Origin of the sequence: Novosphingobium sp. fls2-241-R2A-195 (assembly GCF_030209485.1) — a bacterium.
Lineage (GTDB): Bacteria > Pseudomonadota > Alphaproteobacteria > Sphingomonadales > Sphingomonadaceae > Novosphingobium > Novosphingobium resinovorum.
In genome coordinates, this window is the sequence record NZ_JARVRY010000006.1 from 237,980 (window position 1) to 256,994 (window position 19,015).

Annotated in this window: 22 protein-coding genes and 2 tRNA genes; 3 read left to right on the top strand and 21 right to left on the bottom strand. The window is 64.5% G+C overall.

The window, feature by feature from the left end:
* Positions 1–12 precede the first annotated feature (12 nt).
* From rseP to QRN25_RS06445, 7 genes are all read right to left on the bottom strand, one after another.
* On the bottom strand, positions 13–1,392 hold the full coding sequence (rseP, locus tag QRN25_RS06415) for an RIP metalloprotease RseP (protein WP_285018057.1): 1,380 nt from the start codon (positions 1,390–1,392) through the stop codon (positions 13–15).
* 13 nt (positions 1,393–1,405) lie between these two features.
* Positions 1,406–2,569 carry a 1-deoxy-D-xylulose-5-phosphate reductoisomerase gene (locus QRN25_RS06420; RefSeq protein ID WP_197524413.1) on the bottom strand — a complete coding sequence of 388 codons (1,164 nt, stop codon included), beginning with the start codon at positions 2,567–2,569 and terminating at the stop codon, positions 1,406–1,408.
* Complete coding sequence (locus tag QRN25_RS06425; RefSeq protein ID WP_285018058.1) at positions 2,566–3,339, bottom strand: phosphatidate cytidylyltransferase; 774 nt, start codon at positions 3,337–3,339, stop codon at positions 2,566–2,568. Before QRN25_RS06425 ends, QRN25_RS06420 begins: the two co-directional genes overlap by 4 nt.
* Entirely contained in the window at positions 3,326–4,015 is a 690-nt protein-coding gene (gene uppS, locus QRN25_RS06430) for a polyprenyl diphosphate synthase (protein ID WP_285018059.1), read from the bottom strand. Before uppS ends, QRN25_RS06425 begins: the two co-directional genes overlap by 14 nt.
* 31 nt (positions 4,016–4,046) lie before the next feature.
* Positions 4,047–4,604 carry a ribosome recycling factor gene (gene frr, locus QRN25_RS06435; protein WP_285018060.1) on the bottom strand — a complete coding sequence of 186 codons (558 nt, stop codon included), beginning with the start codon at positions 4,602–4,604 and terminating at the stop codon, positions 4,047–4,049.
* 3 nt (positions 4,605–4,607) lie between these two features.
* Complete coding sequence (gene pyrH / locus QRN25_RS06440) at positions 4,608–5,327, bottom strand: UMP kinase (RefSeq protein ID WP_008831813.1); 720 nt, start codon at positions 5,325–5,327, stop codon at positions 4,608–4,610.
* Between the two features lie 101 nt (positions 5,328–5,428).
* Complete coding sequence (locus tag QRN25_RS06445) at positions 5,429–5,860, bottom strand: winged helix-turn-helix transcriptional regulator (protein ID WP_036523283.1); 432 nt, start codon at positions 5,858–5,860, stop codon at positions 5,429–5,431.
* Positions 5,861–5,914: 54 nt separating this feature from the next.
* Here QRN25_RS06445 and QRN25_RS06450 point away from each other — a divergent pair, with 54 nt between their 5' ends.
* Positions 5,915–6,523, top strand: a complete 609-nt coding sequence (locus QRN25_RS06450; RefSeq protein ID WP_285018061.1) for an NAD(P)-dependent oxidoreductase — start codon at positions 5,915–5,917, stop codon at positions 6,521–6,523.
* Between the two features lie 193 nt (positions 6,524–6,716).
* Here the strand turns inward: QRN25_RS06450 and QRN25_RS06455 are convergent, their stop codons facing one another.
* The 3 genes from QRN25_RS06455 to rpsB form a co-directional block, all read right to left on the bottom strand.
* Positions 6,717–7,256, bottom strand: a complete 540-nt coding sequence (locus QRN25_RS06455; RefSeq protein WP_008831810.1) for a carboxymuconolactone decarboxylase family protein — start codon at positions 7,254–7,256, stop codon at positions 6,717–6,719.
* 166 nt (positions 7,257–7,422) lie between these two features.
* Positions 7,423–8,346, bottom strand: a complete 924-nt coding sequence (gene tsf, locus QRN25_RS06460; RefSeq protein WP_036522544.1) for a translation elongation factor Ts — start codon at positions 8,344–8,346, stop codon at positions 7,423–7,425.
* A gap of 121 nt (positions 8,347–8,467) precedes the next feature.
* Entirely contained in the window at positions 8,468–9,226 is a 759-nt protein-coding gene (gene rpsB, locus QRN25_RS06465; protein ID WP_285018064.1) for a 30S ribosomal protein S2, read from the bottom strand.
* Positions 9,227–9,638: 412 nt separating this feature from the next.
* Here rpsB and QRN25_RS06470 point away from each other — a divergent pair, with 412 nt between their 5' ends.
* Positions 9,639–9,908 (top strand): hypothetical protein, encoded by a 270-nt coding sequence (locus tag QRN25_RS06470; protein WP_285018065.1) that lies wholly within the window; start codon positions 9,639–9,641, stop codon positions 9,906–9,908.
* Positions 9,909–10,263: 355 nt separating this feature from the next.
* On the opposite strand, the gene QRN25_RS06475 is transcribed toward QRN25_RS06470, so the two are convergent.
* From QRN25_RS06475 to QRN25_RS06485, 3 genes are all read right to left on the bottom strand, one after another.
* On the bottom strand, positions 10,264–11,040 hold the full coding sequence (locus QRN25_RS06475; RefSeq protein WP_285018313.1) for a CDP-alcohol phosphatidyltransferase family protein: 777 nt from the start codon (positions 11,038–11,040) through the stop codon (positions 10,264–10,266).
* 77 nt (positions 11,041–11,117) lie between these two features.
* Positions 11,118–11,867 (bottom strand): phosphatidylserine decarboxylase, encoded by a 750-nt coding sequence (locus QRN25_RS06480; protein WP_285018066.1) that lies wholly within the window; start codon positions 11,865–11,867, stop codon positions 11,118–11,120.
* Positions 11,868–12,082: 215 nt separating this feature from the next.
* Positions 12,083–12,168: transfer RNA gene (locus QRN25_RS06485), tRNA-Tyr, on the bottom strand.
* A gap of 188 nt (positions 12,169–12,356) precedes the next feature.
* On the opposite strand from QRN25_RS06485, the gene QRN25_RS06490 reads away from it, so the two are divergent.
* Entirely contained in the window at positions 12,357–13,196 is an 840-nt protein-coding gene (locus tag QRN25_RS06490; protein WP_271181725.1) for a TrmH family RNA methyltransferase, read from the top strand.
* 222 nt (positions 13,197–13,418) lie between these two features.
* On the opposite strand, the gene QRN25_RS06495 is transcribed toward QRN25_RS06490, so the two are convergent.
* From QRN25_RS06495 to QRN25_RS06530, 8 genes are all read right to left on the bottom strand, one after another.
* Positions 13,419–13,691, bottom strand: coding sequence for an HU family DNA-binding protein (locus tag QRN25_RS06495; protein WP_008829169.1), 273 nt, complete (start codon positions 13,689–13,691; stop codon positions 13,419–13,421).
* Between the two features lie 334 nt (positions 13,692–14,025).
* Positions 14,026–14,391: a 50S ribosomal protein L19 gene (gene rplS, locus QRN25_RS06500; RefSeq protein ID WP_008829168.1), complete on the bottom strand. Its 366-nt coding sequence runs from the start codon at positions 14,389–14,391 to the stop codon at positions 14,026–14,028.
* The gene (gene trmD / locus QRN25_RS06505; protein ID WP_285018068.1) at positions 14,388–15,134 is read right to left on the bottom strand and encodes a tRNA (guanosine(37)-N1)-methyltransferase TrmD; all 747 of its coding nucleotides are present in this window, start codon (positions 15,132–15,134) and stop codon (positions 14,388–14,390) included. The genes rplS and trmD overlap by 4 nt, the downstream gene beginning before the upstream one ends.
* A gap of 353 nt (positions 15,135–15,487) precedes the next feature.
* A complete protein-coding gene (rimM, locus tag QRN25_RS06510) occupies positions 15,488–16,003 on the bottom strand; it encodes a ribosome maturation factor RimM (RefSeq protein ID WP_285018070.1) in 516 nt (171 codons plus the stop codon).
* 3 nt (positions 16,004–16,006) lie between these two features.
* On the bottom strand, positions 16,007–16,432 hold the full coding sequence (gene rpsP, locus QRN25_RS06515; RefSeq protein ID WP_285018071.1) for a 30S ribosomal protein S16: 426 nt from the start codon (positions 16,430–16,432) through the stop codon (positions 16,007–16,009).
* A gap of 37 nt (positions 16,433–16,469) precedes the next feature.
* Positions 16,470–17,924, bottom strand: coding sequence for a signal recognition particle protein (ffh, locus tag QRN25_RS06520; protein ID WP_036522535.1), 1,455 nt, complete (start codon positions 17,922–17,924; stop codon positions 16,470–16,472).
* Between the two features lie 161 nt (positions 17,925–18,085).
* Positions 18,086–18,161 (bottom strand) — tRNA-Ala (locus QRN25_RS06525).
* Between the two features lie 419 nt (positions 18,162–18,580).
* Positions 18,581–18,904: a TIGR02300 family protein gene (locus tag QRN25_RS06530; protein WP_008829084.1), complete on the bottom strand. Its 324-nt coding sequence runs from the start codon at positions 18,902–18,904 to the stop codon at positions 18,581–18,583.
* Positions 18,905–19,015: the final 111 nt, after the last annotated feature.

The window sequence follows — 19,015 nt, forward strand, 5'->3', positions numbered from 1 at the left end:
AATCCCTCCAGGCTATCCCCCGAAAATAGGGAGAGAGGCCAGGTCGTTGACCGTGACGAAGACCATCAGCGCCAGAACCAGCGCCACACCCGTCTTTATCGCCCATTCCTGACTGCGTGCACCCAGGGGTCTGCGCCGGACCAGTTCAGCCGCGTAGAAAGCCAGATGTCCGCCGTCGAGGCCAGGAATTGGCAGGAGGTTGATGAATGCCAAGTTAATCGAGATCAACGCGGCGAACTCCACGAAGGCTTCCCAGCCCAGCGTGAAAGTCTGCCCGGAATACTGCGCGATCTTGATCGGACCACCCAGTTCGCGGACGGAGCGGTCGCCCGTGAAGATCTGGGTTATGCCGGTCACCATGTTGCCCATGGCGCGGAAGCTCTGCTGGAATCCGAGGGCGACGGCATCGACCGGGCCGACCTGCTCGAAGCGGCCTGCGCGTACGCCGATCTGACCGACCTTCTGCGGCTTGCCCTGTGCGTCAGGGATCGAGCCTTCAGTCACCTTGACCGGGAAGCTGCGGACTTCGTCCCCGCGCCGCACCGAGAGATCGACGCTGCGCCCCGCCTGCGGGCGGATGAGTTCTGGGATGTCCTCGAAGCTGGTGATTGCGGCGCCGTTCACCGCGACGATGCGGTCGCCCACCTTGAGCCCGGCGTCCTCGGCCGGCGAATCGCCGTAGAAACCGCCGACGACGGGCGGCATCATCCGCACGCCGATATCGCCGATCTTCGCCTTGTTACCGAACTGGTCGCTGAACTCCTGCGTCGCCAGTTTCACCGGAAGGACAAGCGTGCGCCCTGCCCGCTCCACCGCGATCGGCAGCGTCTTGCCGGGGAAGTACGCGACGCGGCCCGGCACGTCGGTCGCTCCGTCAACCTTGTCACCGTCGATCGCGACGATGCGGTCGCCGACGCGCATACCCGCAGCCTGCGCGGGCGAGTTGGCGGTAAAGCCGCTAATCTCCGCATCGTTGACGACCCGGCCGTAGATCGAGAAGAACCCGGCGAAGATCGCGACGCACAGCAGCAGGTTGGTCAGCGGCCCGGCGAAGACGATCAGCGCGCGCTGCCACAGCGGCTTGGAATGGAAGGTCTGCGCCCGTTCACGCGGGGAAAGGCCCAGGTCGTCGGGCTTCGGCGCGCTCGTCGGGTTCATGTCGCCTGCGAACTGGACGTAGCCGCCGAGAGGCAGCGCCGAGAGCTTCCAGCGGGTGCCGCGCTTGTCGGTCCAGCCCGCGAGTTCCTTGCCGAAGCCGATGGAAAAGGCGTCCGCCTTCACGCCGAACAGGCGGCCGACGAGATAGTGCCCCAGCTCATGGATCAGGACCAGTGGCCCCAGCACCAGGAGGAAGGCGAAGATCGTCGTCAGAATTCCTGGTGAACCGGTCAAGCTATGCCTCTCTTCAGGTGCTGGTCACGAGTACACGCGCCCTCGCCCGGGCCTCCGTATCCACGTCGAGGACGTCGGAGAGGCTGCCGGGCGGCGGCGGCGCATACGAGCCTAGCACGTCTTCCACTTGTGCAGAGATACGCGTGAACGAAATCTGACCGCCAAGGAACGCAGCAACCGCGATTTCGTTCGCGGCGTTGAGCACGGCGGGGATCGCCCCGCCCGCCTGCGCCGCCTCGCGCGCGAGGCGGGTGGCGGGAAAGCGCACTTCGTCGGGCTTGCGGAAAGTCAGTTCGCCGATCTCGGCAAGATCGAGCGGGGCGCAGGGCGTGTCCATGCGCGCGGGCCAGGCCAGCGCCGAGGCGATCGGCACGCGCATGTCCGAGGGGCCGAGCTGCGCCAGGGTCGAGCCGTCACGATACTCGACCATCGAATGGACCACCGACTGCGGGTGGACGATGATCCGCAGCTTATCGAGGCCGACGGGGAACAGGTGGTAGGCCTCGATCAGTTCGAGGCCCTTGTTGAACATCGTCGCCGAATCGACGCTGATCTTCGCGCCCATGTCCCAGTTGGGATGGCGGACCGCCTCGGCCGGAGTGGCGGCGCTGAGGCGCTCCCACGACCAGTCCCGGAACGGGCCGCCGCTGGCCGTCAGGGTGATCCAGCGCACATGGGCATGGTCGTTGCCGGTGAGGCACTGGAAGATCGCGTTGTGCTCGGAATCGATAGGCAGCAGCGTGGCGCCGTGGCGCGCTACGGCAGCCATCATCACCTCGCCCGCGGAAACCAGCGCTTCCTTGTTGGCAAGGGCGATGATCCCGCCCTGCTCGATCGCCGCCATCGTCGGCGCAAGGCCGGCACAGCCGACAATCGCCGCGACGGTGACGTCGGCGCCGCGCGCAGCCGCCTCGATCAGCGCGGCGGGGCCGCCTGCAACTTCGATCCCGGAACCCGCAAGCGCCTCCCGCAGAGCAGGCAAGTGCACCTCATCGGCGACGACGGCGACCTCGGCTCCGAATTCCCGCGCCAGCTTCGCCAGTTCGGCCGCATTGGAATGCGCAGTCAGCGCCACCACGCGCCACTCGTCGCGATTGCGGCGGATCAGGTCGAGCGTCGAGGCGCCGATCGAGCCGGTCGCGCCAAGCACCGTCAGGGAGCGCAAAGAACCGGTCATGCCAACACCACGATAGCCATCGCCAGCAGGAACAGCACCGCCAGCAATCCGTCAACCCGGTCGAAGAAACCGCCGTGCCCCGGAATGAGGTTGCCAGAGTCCTTGAACCCCGCGCGGCGCTTCATCCAGCTTTCGAAAAAGTCGCCCGCCTGCGCACAGACCGCCACCAGCAGTCCGGCCGCAAGGCAGGTGGCAAAGAGCGGAACCGCGCCCGCTGTCGCATACCAGCAGGGCTGCGTACCGAAGCACGACATCGCGTTCGCTGCCAAGACATCGGGCGTAAGACGGATCGCGCCTTCCTGCCAAAGCTGCGCGGCGGTGAAGAGCGCGAGCGTCGCGCCCAGCGCCGCGCCCATCAGGCCCGACCAGGTCTTGGACGGACTGATCGACGGCGCGATCTTCGGCCCGCGCAATGTGCGGCCGGTGAAATAGGCGCCCACGTCCACCGCGATCACCGTCCCCAGCAGGGTCAGGATCGGCGCGAGGGTGAAGGCGTCGTTATGCAGGAACAACAGCATGGCCGCGCCGATGCCGACATAGAGCATCCCCACGAAGTTCCACGCCGCCCGCGCACCCGGTCCCGGAGTGATGCGACGGGCAAGCCTGATCCACTCCCACAGCACCCCGACCGAGACGGCGCAGACGAAGGCGATCCACACCGGCCCGCCCAGCCACAAGGCAGTCCCGGCGACCGCAACCATGACGATGGCCGAAAGCGTCCGCACCTTGAGATCGGAGGTGCCTTTCGCCGGAGGCTCAGCGCCCGCCATAGCGACGCTCGCGAGTGGTGAAGGCGCTGAGCGCATCGCGCAAGTGATCGGCGGTGAAATCCGGCCAGAGCACGTCGGTGAACAGCATTTCGGCGTAAGCCGCCTGCCACAGCAGGAAGTTCGACAGCCGTACCTCGCCGGACGTGCGGATCAGCAGGTCGAGCGGCGGCAGGTCCGCCGTATCGAGTTCAGCCGCGATCGTCTCGGGCGTGATCGGCCCCTTCGCCGCAGCCCTGGTCGCCGCGCGGGCGATCTCGTCCTGCGAGCCGTAGTTCAGCGCCACCGCCAGCGTCGTCTCGGTATTGTGCGCGGTCTTGGCCATCGCGCCTTCGACCAGTTCGACCAGTTCGGGCTTGAATGCGGTATAGTCGCCGATGATCTTGAGCCGGACGCCCGCCGCCGCGAATTCGTCGAGGTCGGAGAGGATGAAGCGCTTCATCAGGCTCATCAGATCCGAGACTTCATCCTCGGGCCGCCGCCAGTTCTCGGTCGAGAAGGCATAGAGCGTCAGCGCCTCGAGCCCCAGCTCGCGCGCGCCGCGCACGACCCGGCGCACCGCCTCCACACCGCGCTGGTGACCCACCGCGCGGGGAAGCAGGCGCTTCTTCGCCCAGCGCCCGTTGCCATCCATGATGATGGCGACGTGGCGGGCGCGTACCGGTTCCTCTTTGGCCATCAGGCTCCCTTCTCGGCGCGGCGCGAAAGCCTCACTTGCCGAGGATTTCCTTTTCCTTGGCCGCGAAGACCTCGTCGAGACCCTTTACCATTTCGTCGGTCAGCTTCTGGACTTCGGTTTCGCCGCGCTTGCGGTCGTCTTCCGAGATTTCCTTCTTCTTCTCGTCGGCCTTCAGGTTCTCGATACCGTCGCGGCGCACGTTGCGCACGGCGACGCGCGCCTTCTCTGCGTACGAGCTGGCGAGCTTGGCCAGTTCCTTGCGGCGCTCTTCGGTCAGGTCGGGTATCGGCAGGCGCAGGGTGTTGCCGTCGTTGATCGGGTTCAGGCCCAGACCCGCCGAACGGATCGCCTTCTCGACCGGACCGATATTGGTCTTGTCCCACACCTGCACCGAAAGCATGCGCGGCTCGGGCGCCGAGATCGTCGCGACCGAAGTGATCGGCATCGAACTGCCGTAGACGGTCACGGTGATCGGCTCCAGCAGCGCGGTGTTCGCGCGGCCGGTGCGCAGGCCCGAGAGGTCGTGCTTGAGCGCGTCGATCGCGCCCTTCATGCGACGCTCGAGGTCCGCCTTGTCGTACTTTGCCATGGTTCAGGCTCCTTTCTGAACGATCGTCTTGGTACCGCCACCCGCAAGGACGGTGGCCAGGTTGCCCTGCTCGCGGATCGAGAACACGACGATCGGAATGCTGTTGTCGCGGCACAGGGCCACGGCGGAGGCGTCCATCACCTGCAGGTTGTCGGCGAGGACGGTGTCGTAATCGACGGAATCGTACCGCTTGGCGTCGGGGTTGCGCTTGGGATCGCTGTCGTAGACGCCGTCGACGCTGGTGCCCTTCAGAAGAGCATCGCAGCGCATCTCGGCGGCACGCAGGGCGGCGCCGGAATCGGTGGTGAAGTACGGCGCGCCGACACCGGCGGCGAAGATCACCACACGCCCCTTCTCAAGGTGGCGCTCGGCCCGGCGGCGGATCACCGGCTCGCAGACTTGGTCCATCTGCACGGCGCTCTGCACGCGCGTTTCCACGCCGATCTGCTCCAGCGCGTTCTGCATCGCCAGCGCGTTCATCACGGTCGCGAGCATGCCCATGTAGTCGGCCTGCGCCCGGTCCATGCCGCGCGCGGCGCCCGCCATGCCGCGGAAGATATTGCCGCCGCCAATGACGAGGCAGATCTCGAGCCCGGTTTCCTTGGCCGCCTTCACTTCCTTGGCAAGTTCAGCGACGAAATCGGGATCGATTCCGAACTGCTGGCTCCCCATCAGCACTTCGCCCGAAAGTTTGAGCAGGACGCGCTTGTAGGGGGATGACATGCCGCTGGGTCTCCTGTGGGGGCCGGAAATACTGGAACGGCCCCGGCTTTAGGAGGGCAAGCGCCAATTGCCAAGGGGCTTGGACTGTGGATGAACCCGGTTCAGCGCGCCATTACGGACAGTTCTTCCTCACGCCGATCGTAAGCAACTTGCGCCGAGGCCACCGATCCCATCCGCCTCTCCGCCCAGTCGATCATCGCCTGCAGCGCATCGAGCAGTTCCCGTCCCAGCGGCGTTACCGCATAACTGACCGAAACCGGCACCGTCGGCACCACATCGCGGCGCACCAGCCCGTCGCGCTCCAGCGAGCGCAGGGTCTGGCTGAGCATCTTCTGCGAAATGCCGTCGATATGCCGCTTGAGCCCGTTGAAGCGCATGTCCCCGGCCCCGAGCGTCGTGAGGATCAGCACGCTCCACTTGTCAGCGATACGATCGAGCAACTGCCGTGTCGGACAATCCGCCGCATAGACGTTGGGCGCGAGGCATGCGGTTCCCTCAAGGTAACCCGGTGCGGTGAAAGTGCCTTCTTGCATGGTCATCGCCGATACCACATCTGGTCACCATTGGATACCTGGTGGAGAATGGAAATGAAGATTGCAGTCCTCGGTGCCAGCGGCCGCGCCGGATCGGAAATCACGAAGGAAGCCGCCGTTCGCGGCCACGAAGTCCTAGCCATCGCACGCAACCCGGAAAAGATCGCGACCGGCGAGCGGATCACGGCGGCGACGGGCGATGCCTCGGACCCTGCATCTCTCGCCGTCCTGATCGCCGGAAGCGACGCCGTCATCAGCGCCCTGCACTTCGACGTGACGGCCGAAATCCTGCTCTCGGCAATCCGCGAGGCCGGCGTGCCCCGGCTGCTGGTAACCGGAGGCGCGGCCAGCCTCGAAGTCGCCCCGGGCAAGCGCCTGATCGACACACCGGACCTTCCCGAGGAATGGAAGACCTTCGCGATGGACGGGATCACCTTCCTCGACGCCCTGAGGCAGGTGGACGACGTGGACTGGACGTTCTTCTCCCCCGCCGCGCTGATCTTCGAAGGCCCGCGCACGGGCAGCTACCGCTCGGGCGGTGACGAACTGGTCACCGACGATGCAGGCGAGAGCAAGATCAGCTTCGCCGACTATGCAATTGCGATGGTCGATGAACTGGAAGCGCACAAGCATTCCAGGGAACGATTTACGGCAGCTTATTGAGATAAAAGGGAAGTCCTGGGGCCATCGCCCCAGACCCCGGAACTGTCGTCGCCGCGCGTTCAGCCGCCTCAGCCCAACGCGGCGGCGCAGGCTTTAAAAGTCTAACAGCGCAGCGTCATCGCATGACGAAGCCGCACACCAGACCTCGACGATATACGGGGTGCAGGGGTGGTAAACCCCTGCCTCCTCCCTCTTAGGCTGCTTCCGCCAAAGGCCCACCGATCGAGCAAACCCCATCCACACCCAGCACATGCGCCACCCTGCCCATCGCCATCCAGGCAGCAGTGCAATGCGTCAGATCGACGATCTCGGCATCGGTCATCACACTCTTTAGCTGCGCCCAGAACGCTTCGTCCTCGGCGAGTCCGCGCGGGTCGGTTCCCATCTTCTGCGAGTACCGCACGGCAAGACGCTCCTTCTCGGTCAGGCTGCCGAGGTCACCGCCGAGCACGGCCTGATACATAGCCTCGTCAGGCGCGTTGCCCTGCTCGATCACGCCGCCGTCATAGCCCAGAATCCGCAAGTCCCTCTGCGCGCGCCAGTTCATGCAGACGGTGCAGCCGTTGATGACGGCGGTGGCGATGCGGCATGCCTCGAACAGCCGCAGGGGCAGTTTGGAATACTGGTAGGGCGCCATGGCAAAGGCGCCTGAAGCCCGGACGATTTCGGGCGAATACTGGACCGAAAGGTCCGGAATCGGATTCTGCGGCTGGGGAGCGAGTTCTACGCGCATGGGGCCTCTCCGGTTGCGCCCGGATCTGGCCGGGTCAATGCGGGAGGCTACGCCGACCCTTTAATAAGTCAATCGTGCATGTTTTTTATGGAGCCGCAAACGAGACGGGCCGCAGAAGCATATGCTCCTGCGGCCCGCACGTTTCTTCAGCGAAGAAGGCTTGAGATCAGCCGGCGACCGCTGCGGCCACTTCGGCTGCGAAGTCCGTGACTTCCTTCTCGATGCCTTCGCCCAGCTGGAAGCGCACGTAGTCCTTGAGGACGATCTTCGCGCCGGCTTCCTTGCCGGCCTGGTCGACGACCTGCTGGATCGGGGTCTTGTTGTCCATGACGAAGACCTGCGAGAGCAGTGCGTTTTCCTTGGCGTACTTGGCGATCGCGCCGTCGACCATCTTCGCCTGCACGGCTTCGGGCTTGCCCGATTCGGCGGCCTTTTCCTGGGCGATCTTGCGCTCGCGCTCGATCAGCTCGGCGTCGAGGTCTTCGGCGTTCAGGGCCAGCGGGAAGGCAGCGGCGATGTGCATCGCGATCTGCTTGCCGAGACCTTCGAGAACGGCAGCAGGCGCTTCCGATTCCAGAGCAACGAGCACGCCGATCTTGCCGAGGTTCGGCGCAGCGGCGTTGTGCATGTAGGGAACGACGAGACCGGCCGAGACTTCGACGGTCTTCATGCGGCGAACCTGCTGGTTCTCACCGATGGTCGCGACGTTGTTGGTCAGCGCGTCGGTCACGGTGCCGCCGCCCGGGTAGGCCGAGGCCTTGAGGGCTTCGACGTCGTCACCGGCAACGCCGAGCGCGGCTTCGGTGGTCTTGCGCACGAAGTCCTGGAACTGGTCGTTCTTGGCGACGAAGTCCGTCTCCGAGTTGACTTCGACGGCGACGCCCTTGGTGCCGGTCACGGCAATGCCGACCAGGCCTTCAGCGGCAGTGCGGCTGGACTTCTTGGCAACGGCGGCGAGGCCCTTGGCGCGCAGCGCATCGATCGCGGCTTCGATGTCGCCGTTCGTCTCGTCGAGAGCCTTCTTGCAGTCCATCATGCCGGCGCCCGAGCGCTCGCGCAGGGTCTTCACGTCAGCGGCGGTGTAAGCCATCGCTCAATTCCTCTTGATTGAGTGGGGAGCCTTATTCGGGCTCCTTGAAACAGGTGCGCGCCGGGCCACATGGACCCGGCGCGCGACAATTCCGTGACGAAAGTGTCGTCGTGCCGGGCTATTACGCCTCGACAACAGCCTCTTCTGCGACCGGCTCGTCGAACGAACCGATGTCGGCACCGCTGTCGACCACGGCAGCGCGGCCGCCCTTGGTCGCGGCCTGGGCGATCGCTTCGCAGTACAGGCGCACCGCGCGGCTGGCGTCGTCGTTGCCCGGGATCGGGAACGAGATGCCGTTGGGGTTCACGTTGGTGTCGAGAACGGCGACGACCGGGATGCCGAGGACGTTGGCTTCCTTGATCGCCAGCTCTTCCTTGTTGGCGTCGATCACGAACATCACGTCCGGGATGCCGCCCATGTCGCGGATACCGCCGAGCGACAGCTCGAGCTTGTCACGCTCGCGGGTCAGCTGAAGGACTTCCTTCTTGGTCAGACCGGCGGTGTCGCCAGCCAGCTGTTCTTCAAGAGCCTTGAAGCGCTTGATCGAACCCGAGATGGTCTTCCAGTTGGTGAGCATGCCGCCCAGCCAGCGGTGGTTGACGTAGTGCTGGCCGCAAGCGCGTGCTGCCTGGGCGATCGGCTCCTGCGCCTGGCGCTTGGTGCCGACGAAGAGGACCTTGCCACCGGCCTGGACGGTCGACTGCACGAATTCCAGAGCGCGCGCGAAGAGCGGCACGGTCTGCGACAGGTCGATGATGTGGATGCCGTTGCGCGCCCCGAAGATGTACGGCTTCATGCGCGGGTTCCAGCGGTGGGTCTGGTGGCCGAAGTGCGCGCCGGCTTCGATGAGCTGCGACATGGTGACGACAGGTGCCGCCATAATAGAATTCCTTTCCGGTTGAACCTCTGGAAGGCAGGAACCGCGCGGAAGTCTTTCGACTCTGGCCGCAACAGCACCGGTATGTGCGCCTTCCATGTGGATTGCTCACCTCGAGTCGAACCGGACAATCCGGACAATCTCTTGGCGAACGCGGGGCCCTTAGACGCCTTGGCCATCAAAATCCAGCCCCAATTCGCCGCAAAGATTTGTCAGCTCACCGTCAAAAAGGCCGATTCCGGCCCTATTCAAGGGCTTACCCAGGAACTCGCCGCAGTTGACGGTTTTCTCAAGGCAAAGCTGGTGATAAATTGTCTAACGCAGCAAACATCGGAAATTGCTCAGGTTTCGCGCCAAAAGGGGGGCGTCGACAGGGTGGGGTGGGGCGAAGCCGAAATAAGAAGGCCGCTCGCACATGACTACCCTTGCATCCATCCTGTTCGCGCTCGCCGCCGCAGCGGCTGCGCTCACGATCTGGAAAAGCCTGACGGCCGCGCTGCCGGCCATCCGCGCGTTGCACGCGACGCTATCGGATAACGCTTCGCCGCCGGTCATCCACGTAAGGACTCTGCCGACCCGAACGGAGGTCCAGACCCGGACATCCCGGCGCCACCGTCGCACGCAGCGCCCCAAGCCGGTCACCCATCGCCTGCATCAATATCCGCACCGCACGCACGTCGCCTGAAACACGTCACGCTGAGGGCTTCAAAAAGCACTTGACTCGAATGGAACAAAAAGAGAACTAACCCCTATAGGAACATTATTAGAACAGATTCGGGTTTTCCACAAGCTGTCCACAGCCCCCTGCAGAGTTCAGGCGCCGGGCTCGGGCGAAGGTTCGAAAGGAACGGTCATGACTGTATTCGCCGCCTGTCTCTTTGCCCTCGCCGCGATGGCTTCGGCATTCTCGATCCTGATGACGATCCGCCGCTACGGCCCGAACGCCCTCACCTTTCGGGAACAACTCGCGGCCTGCCCCGGTACGCTGGTGGTGACATGGAAGGTAATCGAGCGCGTGCAACTGCCTGCGCTTGCTTCGCTTAGAAAGGGTCCTGCCCGTCGTACGCCGGCGCGGCTGGAGTGGCCGGGTACGTCGTCGATTGATCTTGCCGCCTGACCTTGCCGTAAGTGACAAGGCCGATCGGAATCAACAGCAGGTAAACAATCGTCACGGCCGCAAGCGTAAACCAGGGCTCGATCAACAGAGCCGCCACCGTCAGCCCCACCACCGCGAGCACGCCAAGCCGCAGATGCGGCGGTGGACGCATGCGGGACCAGGCGAGCGTCGGGATGCTTGAGATCATCAAGAAGGCCACCAGAACCATCCACCCGCTTACAAGGATGGGGTTGGCGAATTCGGGCAGCCGCCCGCTCGCCACCCACAGGTAAAGCGGCAGGAATGTAAGGCCGGCGCCAAGCGGCGCGGGAACACCGGTCAGGAAGCCGGCGGCCTTGTGCGGCTGGTCGAGCATGTCGAGCCGGGCATTGAAACGCGCCAGCCGCAATACGCAGCAGATCGCAAAGGCCAGCGAAGCGATCCAGCCCATGCTGGGAAGCTGATGCAGCGTCCACAAGTAGACGATCAGCGCGGGCGCGACGCCAAAGGAAATCGAATCGGCAAGACTGTCGAGTTCGGCACCGAAGCGCGTCTGCGCCTTGAGCAGACGCGCTGCGCGCCCGTCGATACCATCGAGCAGACCCGCGAGGATCACCGCCTGCACCGCCTTCTCGTAATCCCCCGCGATGGCGAACCGGATGCCGGTAAGGCCGGAACAAAGCGCCGCCGCCGTGATCGCATTGGGCACAACTGCACGCATCGAAAGACCAGGGGCGAGCCGCCGACGCGGCGCGTCGCCGGGAATATCATCCAAATCGCTTCCCGGCTGATCGTCGATCACTGGGCGATGCCCTCGATCAGCGGCGCACTGCCGAGTTCGGCGAGCACGGTTTCACCCGCGATGATCTTCTGGCCCATCAGGACCTTGGGCTCGACACCCACCGGCAGGTAGACATCAACCCGGCTGCCGAAGCGGATCAGGCCGATGCGCTGGCCGGAAGCGATGATGTCGCCCGGCTTCACGAACGGTACGATGCGGCGCGCGACCAGCCCGGCGATCTGCGTGAAGCAGATGCGCAGGCCATCGCCGCGTTCGACGAGGATGTGCTGGCGCTCGTTCTCTTCGCTCGCCTTGTCGAGGTCTGCATTCACGAACTTGCCGGGAATGTAGATCACCCGCTTGATCGTTCCGCTGATCGGCGAGCGATTGATGTGGACGTCGAACACCGACATGAAGATCGAAATGCGGGTAACCAGGTCGGTCGGCATCGGTGCATTACCGCTACCGTCGTCCATGGTCAGTTCGCGCGGCGGCGAGACCTTGCCGATCAGGGTGACCAGACCATCCGCGGGCGCGACGATCGCGCGCTCGTCCTGCGGCGTGACGCGGATCGGATCACGGAAGAACGCGAGCACGCAGATCGTCAGGACCGCCAGCGGCCAGCCGAACCACGGCCCCCATAGTATCCAGACAATCGCTGCGACGACGCCTGCGATGGCACCGAACTTGCGACCTTCCTTGTGAATGGCGGGCCATTGCCACGACGCTTCGCCGCGACCTTGATTATCTAGAATGTTTCCGGGCATCGTTCTCGTCTAGCCAGTGTGCACGTGTACCGCAATGCCACCACGCGCCCGTTGTTCCCTGTCCACGGGAAAGCGCCGGTAGAGCGCCGCTCGCCGCCCACCACGATCTTTCGTAGACCGCAGCCGGACGGGAGCGGCGCCTCGCACCGAGAGACATCTATTTTTCTATGTGAAAACCCCGAACGGGACCGGCGTTCATTCGCCGGGTCAGCTGGTGGTGGACAGGGCTGGATTCGAACCAGCGTACGCTTGCACGGGCAGATTTACAGTCTGCTGCCTTTAACCACTCGGCCACCTGTCCACACCAGTTGCTGGCGGCTGGAAATCCAAGGAAAACCTAGGAAATCCGGCGTTGGTCGAGGCCCCCGAAGGTGCCCCGTTGCCGAGGAGCCGCGCCTTTGCCGAAGCGAGCCTTGCCTGTCAATGCCCTCCCTGTCAGAGGGGGCAAGATTTTTGCATTTACGCTTAGATTTTTCGAAAGGACTACAGATGACCAAGCGTGGCGGACACGTCGGCCCCCAGGGCGGAGACGAAGGCGAAGCCCGCCGGGGTAAGGCGCTGCGCGGCCGTGCGGGCCGGATGAAGAACGGCCGCGGCAGCGGCCGGGCCTCCACGGGCATGGTGCGCCTATGGGGCCGGCACGCCGTCGAGGCCGCGCTCAAGAATCCGGACCGCAGCCACCGCAAGCTTTGGGCGACTCGCGAAGGCGTCGAATCGCTCGACGGCGAACTGCCCAGCGACTTCCCGGTGGAATGGGCACAGCCCGCCGACCTCGCCCGCCTCGTCGCCAAGGACGCGCCGCACCAGGGTCTCGTGCTGGAATGCGCGCCCCTCGACGACATGTTCCTTGCCGACGTGCTCGACGGCGACCCCGCCCGCCCGGTCGTGGTGCTCGATCAGGTGACCGATCCGCACAACGTCGGCGCGATCATGCGCTCGGCCGCTGCCTTCGACGCCTGCTGCATCGTCACGCAGGACCGCCACGCACCGCCCGAATCGGGCACACTGGCAAAGTCCGCATCGGGCGCGCTCGAAGTGCTGCCCTGGATCCGCGTGGTGAACCTCGCCCGCGCACTCGAGGAAATCGCCGAAGCGGGCTACTGGCGCATCGGCCTGGATGGATCGGCCGAATCGACGCTCGGAGAGGCCCTTCCCACCGGCCCGGTCGCACTCGTGCTCGGCGCCGAGGGAGACGGAATGCGCCACAACATCACCCAGCACTGCGACGCGATCGCCAAGCTTCCGATCAGCGAGGCCATGGAGAGTCTTAACGTCAGCAACGCCGCTGCCATCGCGCTCTACGCAGCAGCGACCCGCGAGACGGAATAAATCCACCTCAGCGCGTACGGCGTCATGACGCCGTACGCGCTGAGGCGAGCGCTCCAGCAGCTTGGAGTATCGCTTGGTCTCGCTAGGGGCACCTTGAGTGCCGTTGAGTGCCGCCTGAAGCATGCAGCCCAGGCCCAAACGACAAACGCCGCGCCGACCCTGACGGGCTGGCGCGGCGTTTATTCTGGTCGGCCTGCGAGGCGTTGCAGGCCGTCGTCCGTCTTAGTTGACGGCGTCCTTGAGGCCCTTGCCGGCCTTGAACTTCGGCTGGGCCGAAGCCTTGATTTCCATAGGCTCGCCGGTGCGGGGGTTACGGCCGGTCGATGCCTTGCGCTTGGCGACCGAGAAGGTGCCGAAGCCGACGAGACGCACTTCGTCGCCCTTCTTCAGCGCGCCGGTGACCGCGTCGAACACGGACTCGACAGCCTTGGTGGCGTCGCTGCGGGTCAGTCCGCTGGAATCGGCGACTGCGCTGATGAGATCGTTCTTGTTCATTATGGGAACCCCCTTACCTTTCAGTGGAGCGGATGGTTGAGAAATTCTACTCGCCTCGAGAGGGACGGAATTGAGCCGCTTTTCCTGCGGGTGGCAAGGCCCAAATAGAGCCAAAACTCGCAGTTAATCGCGTTTTTCCGCCGTTTTCTCAGAGACAAAGCGTTGTGCGATGCAGCATCGGACGAAACCCGGCATTGCGACTCGCTTGCAGGACTGATGCTTGGCGATCCGCTGATCATGGATAGCAATGGATCGGAGACACGAAAAAAGGCGGCCCGAATCCGAACCGCCTCTTCGTGCAACTCGGCGGTAAGACCGGGCCGCTGACTTTCGCTTACGCGTTGTCGGTGATACGACGCTCGGCAATACGAGCGCGCTTACCGGTACGACCGCGCAGGTAGTACAGCTTGGCGCGACGCACGACGCCGCGGCGAACCACGGTGATCGAATCGATGTTCGGCGAGTAGAGCGGGAAAACGCGCTCCACGCCTTCACCGAAGCTCATCTTGCGCACGGTGAAGTTCGAACCCATGCCACGGTTCGAGCGCGCGATGCACACGCCCTCGTAAGCCTGGACGCGGGTACGGGTGCCTTCGACGACCTTCACGCCGACGCGGACGGTGTCGCCCGGACGGAATTCAGGGATATCCTTCGCAGCCTTGGCGATTTCCTCGGCTTCGATCTGCTGAATCAGGTTCATGAACCCAAATCCTCGTTTTTTCGCCGCGCGCCAGAGGCAGGCTGAACCCGAGCGTCCCTGTGACGCTCCCAGAGGTCCGGCCTGCGTGACCGTGTATCGTCCTCCGCCTGTCGTTTCCGCCAGGCGGCGATCTTCGCATGATCCCCCGATCGCAGCACTTCAGGGATCGTGCGCCCTTCCCACTCAGGGGGTCGGGTATAGTGCGGGTACTCGAGAAGACCGTCCTCGAACGATTCCTCGGTCCCGCTGGAAGGCGCGCCCATTACGCCGGGAAGCAGCCGAATGCAAGCATCGAGTACCATCAAAGCGGCGCATTCCCCGCCGGACAGGATGATGTCGCCGACCGAAACTTCTTCCACCTCGCGGCCTTCGAAAATCCGCTCGTCGAAGCCCTCGAAACGGCCGCAAAGCAGGATGACGCCGGGGCCGCCCGCAAGCTGGCGCACGCGCTGCTGCGAGATCGGCTTTCCACGCGGCGTCATGGCGATCACGGGTGCGTCCGGATTGGTCGCACGGGCATGGTCGATGGCAGCGGCGAGGATATCGACCTTGAGCACCATCCCCGCGCCGCCGCCCGCAGGCGTGTCATCGACGGTACGATGCCTGTCAGTGGCGAAGTCGCGGATGTGGACCGGATCGATAGACCACTTGCCGTCCGACATCGCCCTGCCCGCCAGTGACACGCCGAGGGGGCCGGGGAACATCTCTGGGTAGAGGGTGAGCACGGTGGCGGAGAAAGTCATCGTTCGCCCTTGGCCCGGCACGGCGCGGCAATCAAGGTGCCGACGACGCCGGCAACGGGTTCAGGCCCGCTCATCGGCCCTGCCCAATTGACACGAAAGCCTGTGTGAAACACCGCCGATTTTCCAAGTTAGCGCTTGATACGATTATCTTTTCATCGACATGGCTGTGACCTTTGGCGGAACCGCAAGGTGACAGGTTGGAAAAGCGCGGCATTGGCGTCATGCGGCGCATGATACCGATCTCGCCCTGTGTAGGACAGAGAGGTCCAGATTGGGCGCGAGGTCGTCCCGGCCCATGCCGGGACGACGAAAAGAGGTGTCACGCCAAGACCCGGCGCGCGCCCGCTGGCGAGCTATTCTTCCGCGAACGCCGCGTTGAGGACGATACGCTCGTCGTTCCATTCGGGCACGGCGGCAGGCGTCATCGGCACCATGAAGCGGCGGCGCTTGCCGTCCTCGGCCATCGGGCGCTCGATCTCCAGCACGTCTCCGGCGCCGAAATTCTCGACCGCCACGCACGTACCCAGCGCCTCGCCCTCTTCCGACACAGCAGGCAGGCCGAGGAAGTCCGCGTGGTAGTACTCACCCTCCGCCAGCGCCGGCATCGCCGAGCGCGGGACGGTGAGCACGGTGCCGCGTAGCTTTTCCGCCGCGTTGCGGTCCTTCACCTCGTCGAAGCGGGCGATCGCGCCGCCCTTGCCGTCGTCCTTCAGCTTCACCACGGTGAGGCTGGAATCGTTGAAGGCGCGGTAGCGCTTGAGCGCCGCCACGCCTTCACCGAACAGCTTGAGGCGAACCTCGCCCATCACGCCATGCGCGCCGGAAACGGCGGCAAGCGTGACGGGGCGATCCTTCTTGCCGTCAACCAAGGCTTAGGCCTCGGTCGATTCCTCGGCAGCTGCCTCGGGAGCAGCTTCCTCGGCCGGAGCAGCGGCTGCAGCGGCAGCGGCTTCTTCAGCTTCGCGCAGCTTGGTGGCGCGGTCTTCAGCGCGCTCCTTGGCCTTCTTGCCGGGCTCTGCCTGCTTCGGGTTGTTGGTAGCAGCGCGCTCCTTCACACCGGCCTTGTCGAGCAGGCGGGCAACGCGGTCGGTCGGCTGGGCGCCAACGCCGAGCCAGTAACGCACGCGGTCCTCGACCAGACGCACGCGGTTCTCGTCGTCCTTGGCGAGGATCGGGTTGTAGGTGCCGACCTGCTCCAGGTACTTGCCGTCGCGCGGCGCGGTCGCGTTGGCGACGACGATCTTGTAGTACGGGCGCTTCTTGGCACCACCACGCGAGAGACGGATCGAAACGGACATGAGACTTACCTTTCTATAATTCTGGGAATATTTGAGATTATCGTTTCAGGAATTTGCTGAGATCGGCCCCGCCGCCACCAAGCCCGGGGAAGCCCCCGGCCGAGGGACCGAGACCGGCACCGCCAAGGCCCGGCATCGCGGCATCGAGGCCGCCCTTGCCGAACATCGCGGCCAGCCCCTTGAGGCCGCCCATCTTCTTGATCTGCTTCATGGCCTTGGACATCTCCAGGTGCATCTTCAGCAGCTTGTTGACGTCCTGGACCTGGGTGCCCGAGCCGTTGGCGACGCGGATCTTGCGCTTGGCGTTGAGCAGCGCGGGATTGCTGCGCTCCTTCGGCGTCATCGAGCCGATGATCGCGTCCATGCGCAGGAGGACGCGGTCGTCCATGCCCGACTGCTGCATCGCCGCCTTGGCCTTCTTCATGCCCGGCATCATGCCCGCCAGCGCGCCGAGGCCGCCCATGTTCTGCATCTGCTTGAGCTGCATGCGCAGGTCGTTCATGTCGAACTTGCCCTGCTCCATGCGCTTGGCGAGCGCCTCGGCATCCTCGATCTTGACCGCTTCGGCGGCCTTCTCGACCATGGAGACGATGTCGCCCATGCCCAGGATGCGGTTGGCGACGCGGCTGGGGTGGAAGACCTCCAGCGCATCCATCTTCTCGCCGGTGCCTGCGAACTTGATCGGCTTGCCGGTGACGGCACGCATCGACAGCGCCGCACCGCCGCGCGCATCGCCGTCCATGCGGGTCAGCACAACGCCGGTGAGGTCCACCTGCCCCGCGAACGACTGCGCGACGTTGACCGCGTCCTGACCCGTCAGCGAGTCGACCACCAGAAGCGTTTCACGCGGGGTCGAGATGGCGGCGACCGCCTTCATCTCGTCCATCAGTTGCTGGTCGACGTGGAGACGGCCCGCGGTGTCGAGCAGCAGCACGTCCACGGCCTGCAGGCGCGCGGCTTGCATGGCGCGCGTCGCGATCTCGGTGGGCTGCTGGCCGGCGATGATCGGCAGCGTGGCGACGCTCACCTGCTCGCCCAGCACCTTGAGCTGTTCCTGCGCCGCCGGACGGTTCACGTCGAGCGAGGCCATCATCACCTTCTTGCCCTGCTTCTCCTTGAGAAGCTTGGCGATCTTGGCGGTGCTGGTGGTCTTGCCCGAGCCCTGAAGGCCGACCATCATGATGACGATCGGCGGCACGGCTTCCAGATCGAGGCCGGGGGTCTCTTCGCCGCCCAGCGTCTCGATCAGCGCGTCGTTGACGATCTTGACGACCTGCTGGCCCGGCGTGACCGAGCGCAGGACGTTCTGGCCGACGGCCTTTTCCGTGACGGTATCGATGAAGCGGCGCACCACCGGGAGCGCGACGTCGGCCTCGAGCAGCGCGATGCGCACTTCGCGCATGGCATCGAGAACGTCCTGCTCCTTGAGCGCACCACGGCCGCGCAGCTTGTCGAAGACGCCGCCAAGGCGATCTGACAGACTGTCGAACATAGGCCGTTCACTCCTTCAAATCCGGCGCGAAACACGCCAAAAACGCCGGTGGGCGAAACCTCGCTGACCGGCGGATGCATGACCTGATAGCAATAAACGCCAGTGGACGAAACCTCGTCAACCAGCGTGTCGCAATCATGCGAAACTTCAATGTAGCGAAATGGTGGAGCCTAGCGGGATCGAACCGCTGACCTCCTGCATGCCATGCAGGCGCTCTCCCAGCTGAGCTAAGGCCCCAATCATTTCAGCAAGTTAGTTCTGGGAGAACCAACCCGTTTCCCTTGTTTTCGGCGTTTCGAAGAAGCGCCTCCGCTTGGGAGGCCGCCATCTACGGGCGGTCTGAAAACTTGGCAAGAGGAAAATTTGCGTGATGTCGATTTTTTTCGGCGCCGAGTTTTGAGGCGCTATCGCAGACCGGTTCGCCGCCCCACACCACTGTCCTGCCCCACACTTTTGTCATCCCCGCGAAGGCGGGGACCCAACTGATGCCAGTGCGGGCAGGCGCCTTCAGGAGATGGGTTCCCGCCTTCGCGGGAATGGCGAGGAAGGTGGGAGCGTAGGCGAGAAGCGAAAGCGTGGCAGCGCGCGCCACCGAACAAGCACCCCAGAATCAGCCGGGGCCGGTTCGCTATAAAGCGGACCGGCCCCGTGTCAGATCAGTTGTCATGGTCTTCGTCGTCGCCGCCGGCGCCGATGCCGAGATCGTCGTCGCCGCCGAGGTCCACATCGTTGTCCGGCGAATCGCCGTCGTCATCGATGTCGAGATCCTCTTCGGCCAGATCCTCGTCCTCGGTCTCGACGACTTCCTTCTTCTTCTGGATTTCCTCATAGGGAATCGGCTGCTTGGACTTGAGCACCGGCTCGGGGGTCCATTCGTTGCCGCATTCGATGCAGGTGACCGGGTCATCCTTGCCCAGGTCGTAGAAGCGGGTGCCGCATTTCGGGCAGCCATGCTTGGCGCCCCATTCAGCCTTGGCCATGGAAAGTCCTCGTCTGGCCCGTTCCGGATGGCGCGGGCGAAGTAAATTGCGTGTCTTGATGGGAAAGCCTGCGCACTTAATCAAGTCTCGCGAGATTAGGCGCGCAAGGCC

Coding starts and splice junctions, on each gene's coding strand:
- QRN25_RS06490 (WP_271181725.1), top strand. CDS start 12,357: ATGACCAAGCGTGGCGGACACGTCGGCCCCCAGGGCGGAGACGAAGGC.
- QRN25_RS06425 (WP_285018058.1), bottom strand. CDS start 3,339: ATGGCGGGCGCTGAGCCTCCGGCGAAAGGCACCTCCGATCTCAAGGTG.
- QRN25_RS06530 (WP_008829084.1), bottom strand. CDS start 18,904: ATGGCCAAGGCTGAATGGGGCGCCAAGCATGGCTGCCCGAAATGCGGC.
- QRN25_RS06470 (WP_285018065.1), top strand. CDS start 9,639: ATGACTACCCTTGCATCCATCCTGTTCGCGCTCGCCGCCGCAGCGGCT.
- rpsP (WP_285018071.1), bottom strand. CDS start 16,432: ATGTCCGTTTCGATCCGTCTCTCGCGTGGTGGTGCCAAGAAGCGCCCG.
- QRN25_RS06455 (WP_008831810.1), bottom strand. CDS start 7,256: ATGCGCGTAGAACTCGCTCCCCAGCCGCAGAATCCGATTCCGGACCTT.
- uppS (WP_285018059.1), bottom strand. CDS start 4,015: ATGGCCAAAGAGGAACCGGTACGCGCCCGCCACGTCGCCATCATCATG.
- ffh (WP_036522535.1), bottom strand. CDS start 17,924: ATGTTCGACAGTCTGTCAGATCGCCTTGGCGGCGTCTTCGACAAGCTG.
- QRN25_RS06495 (WP_008829169.1), bottom strand. CDS start 13,691: ATGAACAAGAACGATCTCATCAGCGCAGTCGCCGATTCCAGCGGACTG.
- QRN25_RS06480 (WP_285018066.1), bottom strand. CDS start 11,867: ATGCCCGGAAACATTCTAGATAATCAAGGTCGCGGCGAAGCGTCGTGG.
- frr (WP_285018060.1), bottom strand. CDS start 4,604: ATGGCAAAGTACGACAAGGCGGACCTCGAGCGTCGCATGAAGGGCGCG.
- pyrH (WP_008831813.1), bottom strand. CDS start 5,327: ATGTCATCCCCCTACAAGCGCGTCCTGCTCAAACTTTCGGGCGAAGTG.
- rpsB (WP_285018064.1), bottom strand. CDS start 9,226: ATGGCGGCACCTGTCGTCACCATGTCGCAGCTCATCGAAGCCGGCGCG.
- trmD (WP_285018068.1), bottom strand. CDS start 15,134: ATGACTTTCTCCGCCACCGTGCTCACCCTCTACCCAGAGATGTTCCCC.
- tsf (WP_036522544.1), bottom strand. CDS start 8,346: ATGGCTTACACCGCCGCTGACGTGAAGACCCTGCGCGAGCGCTCGGGC.
- QRN25_RS06450 (WP_285018061.1), top strand. CDS start 5,915: ATGAAGATTGCAGTCCTCGGTGCCAGCGGCCGCGCCGGATCGGAAATC.
- QRN25_RS06475 (WP_285018313.1), bottom strand. CDS start 11,040: ATGCGTGCAGTTGTGCCCAATGCGATCACGGCGGCGGCGCTTTGTTCC.
- QRN25_RS06445 (WP_036523283.1), bottom strand. CDS start 5,860: ATGCAAGAAGGCACTTTCACCGCACCGGGTTACCTTGAGGGAACCGCA.
- QRN25_RS06420 (WP_197524413.1), bottom strand. CDS start 2,569: ATGACCGGTTCTTTGCGCTCCCTGACGGTGCTTGGCGCGACCGGCTCG.
- rplS (WP_008829168.1), bottom strand. CDS start 14,391: ATGAACCTGATTCAGCAGATCGAAGCCGAGGAAATCGCCAAGGCTGCG.